Below are 7,163 nucleotides of genomic sequence, written 5' to 3' on the forward strand. Positions count from 1 at the left end.
ATAGGAGGACGAACTATGGCACTTACAAATGAAGTCATTGGAGAGAGGCTGCGGGAAGCCCGCAAAAACGTGCAGTTAAGCCAAGAGGCAGCAGCAGCAGTGATCGGGCTCGATAGAACTGCACTCATAAAGATTGAGAAAGGTACTCGTACCGTCACAGGTGTTGAATTACAGCAACTCGCACAGCTTTACCGAAGAGACCCGGCTGAATTCTTAGTTGATCAACCTCTTCAAGAAGATCTTCTCATTACTTTTGGTCGCATAGAGGGGAACGCTCCCCTTGGGTGGAGCAAGGAAATCGCCCACCAGATTGAGATCCTTAAGGAAGCAGTACGACTGAGAGACATGTTGGGGGATCCTCTATCTGCGTTCCCTCCCATCTACCAATTACCACTGCCTAGGTCTTACGAAGAAGCAGCTGCCCAGGGGAAAGAGATTGCAGTACTTGAGCGAGAGCGCTTAAAGCTCGGTGCGGGACCTATTTCTGATGTTGCGAACCTTATCGCATCCCAGGGAATATGGACTGCTGCCGTCAACTTTCCTGATAATGTGTCTGGATTGTTCATTGCGCACCAACAATATGGTTTGGCAATATTTGTACATCAAAGACATGCACGTGTGAGGCGGCGCTTCTCTTACGCGCATGAATATGCACATGCCTTAGTTGATCGCAATCGTAGAGAGCCAGAGCCTACCTCTACTCAAAACAAAAATGACTTTATTGAAAAGCGCGCTAATGCATTTGCAAGTGAGTTTCTCATCCCTGCTGCTGGTGTCTACGAGTCTTTAGAACGTATGCATAAGGGCCGCCCAAGCCGTGCTTCGGCGTGGATCTGGGACGTAGCAGCTGATGAAGCCGTACATCATGAAGTGCGGCATGATGGAACTGCACAACGAATTAGCGTTCATGATGTAGCCCTGCTTGCCCATGAGTATGCAGTCAGTTATGACGTTGCAGCAATTCGATTAAGAGACATTGATGCCATTAGCAGAAATCAATTAACTACATTGCTTGAGCAAAGAGACCAAGGAAAGCAACTGCTAAGAGCCCTTAAAATGCTTGCACATTCTTCTGAGGAGGAACAAGAGGAACAGCCCTACCTTATTCGTCAATTAGTTATTCTAGGGATTGAAGCCTTTCGTCGGAATAAAATTTCTGCGGGTCGTTTCCGTGAAGTATGTGAGCTTGTAGGGATTCCTTACGAAGAGCTTATGCCTGTTGCAGTTGCTGGCAAGGAGGATTAGACCACCGTGGAGAATGACCAAAGCGCATACGTCTTAGTCGATGCGTCTCCACTTATTTCATTTCTCAAAATTGGGAGGTTTGATTTACTTGGAATATTTAATATTCCCCTTGCGTGTACTGACTTTGTGCGAGCAGAGGTAAGAAGACCTCGCGAATCTCTCGAAAACCTAATTATATCTCAGCAGATAAAAGAGATTCCTCTTGTAGATCCCACACATCTCCTTGAGGTTGAGAAGCTCCGTGCAGAAGGTTTAGGTCGAGGAGAAGCAAGCTCTATAGTGCTTGCACAGGATCATGCCTACAGGCTTATTCTTGATGACAAACGAGCGAGGAAGAAAGCTCTCAAAATGAACGTAACCCCTTATTCCACTGTTGATGTTATTGTGTGTAATATTCAAGCTAGGAAGCTTACACTGCAAGAGGCAGACAGCTTTATTTTCGAGTGGAAAGCACTCGGAGAATTTCCTGTATCGTGCAAATCATTTCAAGAGTTTCTTCCTTAAAAAGATTCATTAAAGTATTCATCTTCACTTGTAACAAAGCTCAAGAAGTAAGTGAAAATACCTTCCTAATATAGACGGCAAAGTCCACATATGTAAGCGGACCTTTTAAGGGTAGGAAGATCGAATCTCCTCTGGACAAGAAACAAAAAAATTGTCTTAAGAAATTTTTCCTTTGGAATCTTGAGCATCCTCTGGTACCCCACTCCTGAAGTCAAAGGTTCGCCCAGGAGGGCAGAGATATGCTTCACATCTATTTTGGAGCGTTCGATTTTGTCATGTACGCGATCGCGGTCATCGGTGCGATCTTCCTCGCAGATGCAATCTGTGATGAGGGTAACGAGCAACAACGGTTACAGGAAGGGGGAAAGGGGGCTTCTCAAGGGCTAGCACAGCCAGAGGAAGGCCCCCTCATAGTAAACGGTCCAATTTTTGAACTGCACGGTACACTGGTCGTCAAAAAGTCTGACGTTCCAATTGTGCTTCCAGAGGGACTAAAAGCACTTTCACTACGCGGTAATCCAGTCATTCGGCTCTCTGACCTTGTAGAAACATACGGGATGGTTGCCCTTGACGCGACACAGGTCATCCAGAAGTGGGAGCAGTGGAAAGAATGGAAACGCAAGAAAAAGCCGAGGAAACAGACACCAGAACCAAAAGCAAAAGGAGGACCACTCAGTAACGGCAGTTGGGACCAAGCGGCAACAGCGCTCGCAGATCAGCCTCCATTACTGGGACTACCAGAGGTTACGCGCTCTCAACGGATGGGTTAATTGGCGTCGTCGTTAAAGAGATGGAGCAGGAAAGTCTCCATCGACTCATGCACCAATGAGCCTAAGTCCTGGCGGGGCAACGCCAGTAATCGACGCGACGACAGGTACAATTCAAAGGGCGCTTAGGGTTTCTCAAAAACTTCAATCACAACAGGGGAGGGCGAGCGCTTCAAGCTCTCCCCTGTTGCCATTAGCTCAAAGCCGTATCCGCTCAATTTCATCGAGGCTAATATTATTCTCTCGTCTATCATATAATGCGGTAGTCCTGACGTCTTGATGCGCTGCGATTTTTTGTGCGTTGTCACGACTTCCACCATTTTTTAGATAATTAGTAATGCCTGAAGCCCGAAATGTATGATTACACGCATCAGTGTTGACACCAGCCAGTAGTGCGCGGCGCTTAATCATGGCCCACGCCTCCTGGCGCTGAAGTCCGTTTTCGGTCAGCTTCCGTGTTGTTGCGACTGTGGTACGAAAGAGGGGAGTACCCTTCGCATCCCAGAGGCCACCTTCTTCGAGGTACGCATCGAGAAATTCCTCAACTTTATGGTGGACTGGCACTTCATGGTATTTGCCTCCCTTTTCGATGAGCCGCAACCAATACCGCTTGCCCTTAGGGAAATAGTCTTCAACCTTCATCGCTAACACGGCGCTGATCCGGGCAAAGCTAAAAAACATAGTGGCAATAAGCGCACGATCGCGAAGTCCCACCACATGTGACACATCAATGGCACTGAGCAGCTCCCGCATCTCCTCATCTGAGAGGACGGGTGTCTTGCCAATCTTCACCCTGTGCTTTGGCCCTTTCACCTCTGCTGCGGGGTTGGCAGGAAGAATGCCTCCCTTGACCATCCACGCAAACATGGAGCGGATCGCCGCAAGGTGCTGATTGATCGTCGGGGCAGATCCAGGATGGCGCTCAAGGTAGGCTGCGATCGCAAGCGAGCTGATACTCCCAAACTGCAACCCGCGCTCATCACACCACTCAAGAAACTGCCGGACTGCCTGGGTGTAGGCGGCACGGGTATTTTTGTTGCGGATACCCACGAGGAAAAACTCGACGAACCGTCGTGCTGTCTGCTCACCGGCGTCAACTACGATCGCCGGAAGGTGAAGTTCAGGACCCTCAGAGGAGGATCCTGGGGTGGAAGGTTTGCCGGGAACAAGTAAGTCACTCACGGGGCACCTCGGGGGGTCAAAATTGAGTATAGTTGGCTTTATGACATAAAGAGGGGTTATGTAATAAAGATGCAAGGGAAGGGGAATGGTATTCGCTGGGTAGAAATTTGTCGATGGAAAAATGGCGGGAACGCTACTCGACGTTCTCAAGGAATTGAGCAATTTGTTCGGGAGCCGGGAGTTGCCCTTTTAGTTCCTGTGGCAAGGTAGAGACCATACGATAGGTCGCTACACCGATCGGCTTGTCCGAATCTTTAAGGGCATACTCAACGATCATCTTGTCTTTTGATTTGCAAAGCACGATGCCAATTGAGGGGTTCTCATCTTCCAAACGAACCTGATCGTTAAGTACTGCGAGATAAAACTGCATTTTCCCCACGTGCTCTGGCTGGAATCGTCCTATTTTGAGATCAAGGGCAACAAGGCACCGTAACCGCCGGTGGTAAAGCAGTAAATCGATGAAAAACTCTTGGTCTCCTACTTCAAGCCGATACTGGCTTCCTACATAGGCAAACATGCCTCCCATTTGTCGTAAAAACGTGTCAATCTTGCCAATCAATGCGTGCTCAAGCTCACGCTCGCTGTGCTTATCGTCAAGCTCTAAGAAATCAAAAACGTACTCATCTCGCACCGCAAGTTTCGCTTGGTGCTGAAGAGACTCGGGCAGGGTTTCAGAAAAATTCGTCTGACTAAGAAGGGTCTTTTCATAGGTCTGGTTCTCAATCTGGTGGATGAGCACGTTCTTAGTCCACCCATATTTGCGAGTCATACGAAGGTAAAACTCGCGCTCTAGGTCATCCTTGCACTTCTCTAGAATGGCAAGGTTGTGACTCCATCCAATTTCTCGCACCATTGGTGCGAGTTTTTCAGAATCCCTGTAGGTCTCGTAAAAGAGCTTCATGCGCCAGAGGTTCGACGAGGAAAATCCAGTAATTCTAGGAAATTCTTCTTTGAGGTCCCGGGCTAGGTTTTGCACAACAGCTTTTCCCCAACTCTCCCCCTGCTGGCGCGTCACAATAAGGTGTCCGATATCCCAATAGAGCGCAATAAGCTCGCGGTTTACCGCTCGAAGCGCTTCGTATTGTGCGGAGCGTATGCGCTCCTTAATCTCACCCAGTAATGCACCATACCCTTGCACAGCAGCCACAGTCGATCCTCAGTCTTCAAACAACCCTCACTTATACAGAATACAGAAACACAGGAAGTGATCCTATAAGTCAAGATGTGCTTGCCAAGCAAAGCATTGATGAGTCTAAATTCCTTCAGTTTCTTGAGGAAATTATGGCCCTTTGAAAAAGCCTTTTTTACGGTTCTCAACGACAACTCATCCACCATATAGTCATAGAAACATCTTTGAGAGAAGCGTTCCTCAAAGATGGTGTGTATATTTTTTCTCCAAAGCACAAGTTCGCTCAACTACCGCCACGTGAACCATCTGTCCACACACCTGTTGAGCTACCTTGATAACGATCTCGGTGAAATCCCCCTAATTGCTCCTTCAATAACTGTTGTGCACGAGGTGTAGACGGTAAAATTCGTTCTACTTTTCGGATCCACTTGGCGTAATCAATCCGTACCCGCCTTGAGAGAGTTTTTTGCTGACGCTCTAACTCCCGTATGCGTGCATTAAGAACATTTACCTGCATTTTGGCCTGTCCAATCTCTGAGTTAGAAAGCTCAATGCTTCTGCGGTAAGGAGACTCTTGGTAAAGCGCAGACAGCCGTGTTTCTTCCTTCGCTACTAAGTGGGAAAGCCGTGCCCCTTCACGCCCAAGCGCCCAAGCCATAGCCATATTAATCGACGGACCAAGTCCGCTTCCTAAAACGATCGCCACTTGCCAAAATGGATTGTCCCGCACTGCGAGCGCCAGATATCGAACAATAAAGGGAGCGCCAAATCCAATCTCAGCTCCTAGTACAAGCACAGTCCATAACACGGGAGATTGAAAGATGCGCTCAACCGGTGAAGGGCGTTTTTGATGCTCCTCCATATACGACATGCGACTATTCTGTACAGCCGTTTTAACCGCGATCTTAGCGCCAATGGAAGCAGCAGCAGCTAACCCCACAAGTAAGGGAAACACCACAAACCCAATTGGATCGGAAGGGTGCAACGATCTCGCAAACAGTTCTTTCATTGAGTGAAAGAGTACAGGGGCAAGCCAGGGAGAAAGAAGATAAGCGATCACCGATTTTATCTGATATTGCTCCATCTCCTTACTGACAGAAGAGACATTAAAATCAGCTCTCATTTCACCAAAAGACTCATGGAGCCGAAAAACCAGCTCATTTCTTTGCTGAAAAAGCGCCTCTCGTGACTCCTTATAGTGCTCAAGCTTTACCTGAAGCTCACACACCTGCCGAGTACCATTATAAATTCGATGAAACCATTCTGAATACAGCAAGGGATGATGTTCCCTTAAGTAAGTAGCAAGAGGCTGTGCATGAGGGTCATTAGGCAAATCTACCGCCTCAAATGTTGCACCCCCCCAAGTTACCGCAGGCAAAAGACTAAACCACCCTCCTGATCGTTCCTGAATAGGATCAATAATCCACCTTTCAAACCAATGAGGACGGTCAACTGTCACTTCGTAGGGATCTCTTTTAGGACGCCAAAATACCATAGTGATGACTCCTTCACGAAAGAAGACGGAGTAGTTCATCAAGTTCGACCAAGCCATTACCAAAAAACTGCACCTGGTCATCAATCGGGGTAAAGGCCTGTGAGAGTGAAAGTCTGTTATCTTCACTCACTCCGGCAATAAAGAGCTTCAGATGGGGAAATGCTGAAAGTTCTTGACTAAGCTCATGGACTGCACTCAGGGTTGCAACATTACGAGTTCCCTCAGTCAGCAGAACAATGCTGAGCGAATCATTCTCGTTTAATCGCTGCGCATATTCCTTTGCATGTGTCAGACTTGAAATAAGAGCCTGATCATCACATGGAGTTTGAACCAGACGCTCAATGATCTCATCAACGGCTTCTTTTCTTGGTGTGTTGGAGTAGTAATTGGCTACTTCACTTTTGTCCTGAACATCAACGACTAGCCATTGGTACTGAGCCGTTTGAAATGCAAATTCATCTAGAAACGCAACGGCAAACGCTACTTCTTCGTTTGTACTGGCATCAACGGAAATGAGGATAGTCTTAGGTGGCTGTGGTACAGATGTCGGTACACAGCTTATTAAAGAAAAAGTGGACAGAAACGCTGTCGCCAGTATCTTTGCTCCTCTTGGCAACATTGCATAATCTCCATAGATAAAAGGTGTTAAGAGTTCTGATTCCAAAAATCTGATGCATCTTCTTGACCTTCCTCAGTGTGGTGAGGCTCCGAAGTTACTTGTCCATCAGCTAGGTACAGGACAAAAATTGAAGGACGTGGAAAAACTCATCGATGAATAACTCCAGATTCAGTAGGATTTGACGCAGGTGGTCGAAACCATAGCGAAAGATACTCTTGGCTT

7 protein-coding genes are annotated in these 7,163 nt (G+C 47.4%); 3 read left to right on the forward strand and 4 right to left on the reverse strand.

Annotated features, from left to right (window positions below; translation table 11 throughout):
* Positions 1 to 15 precede the first annotated feature (15 nt).
* The 3 genes from NDI52_RS29160 to NDI52_RS29170 all read left to right on the forward strand — a co-directional run bounded on the left by NDI52_RS29160 (position 16) and on the right by NDI52_RS29170 (position 2,519).
* Complete coding sequence (locus tag NDI52_RS29160) at positions 16 to 1,245, forward strand: XRE family transcriptional regulator (protein ID WP_348256827.1); 1,230 nt, start codon at positions 16 to 18, stop codon at positions 1,243 to 1,245.
* Between the two features lie 6 nt (positions 1,246 to 1,251).
* Positions 1,252 to 1,749: a hypothetical protein gene (locus NDI52_RS29165; RefSeq protein ID WP_348256828.1), complete on the forward strand. Its 498-nt coding sequence runs from the start codon at positions 1,252 to 1,254 to the stop codon at positions 1,747 to 1,749.
* A 239-nt stretch (positions 1,750 to 1,988) separates the two neighbouring features.
* Entirely contained in the window at positions 1,989 to 2,519 is a 531-nt protein-coding gene (locus NDI52_RS29170) for a hypothetical protein (protein ID WP_348256829.1), read from the forward strand.
* Between the two features lie 195 nt (positions 2,520 to 2,714).
* On the opposite strand, the gene NDI52_RS29175 is transcribed toward NDI52_RS29170, so the two are convergent.
* From NDI52_RS29175 to NDI52_RS29190, 4 genes are all read right to left on the reverse strand, one after another.
* Positions 2,715 to 3,698, reverse strand: a complete 984-nt coding sequence (locus NDI52_RS29175; protein WP_348256830.1) for a tyrosine-type recombinase/integrase — start codon at positions 3,696 to 3,698, stop codon at positions 2,715 to 2,717.
* 133 nt (positions 3,699 to 3,831) lie between these two features.
* The gene (locus NDI52_RS29180; RefSeq protein WP_348256831.1) at positions 3,832 to 4,845 is read right to left on the reverse strand and encodes a PDDEXK nuclease domain-containing protein; all 1,014 of its coding nucleotides are present in this window, start codon (positions 4,843 to 4,845) and stop codon (positions 3,832 to 3,834) included.
* A 265-nt stretch (positions 4,846 to 5,110) separates the two neighbouring features.
* Positions 5,111 to 6,322, reverse strand: a complete 1,212-nt coding sequence (locus NDI52_RS29185) for a hypothetical protein (protein WP_348256832.1) — start codon at positions 6,320 to 6,322, stop codon at positions 5,111 to 5,113.
* A gap of 13 nt (positions 6,323 to 6,335) precedes the next feature.
* Entirely contained in the window at positions 6,336 to 6,986 is a 651-nt protein-coding gene (locus tag NDI52_RS29190; protein ID WP_348256833.1) for a hypothetical protein, read from the reverse strand.
* Positions 6,987 to 7,163 lie beyond the last annotated feature (177 nt).

The sequence above is a fragment of the Leptolyngbya sp. PL-A3 genome, from assembly GCF_039962325.1.
GTDB lineage: Bacteria > Cyanobacteriota > Cyanobacteriia > Elainellales > Elainellaceae > Vacuolonema.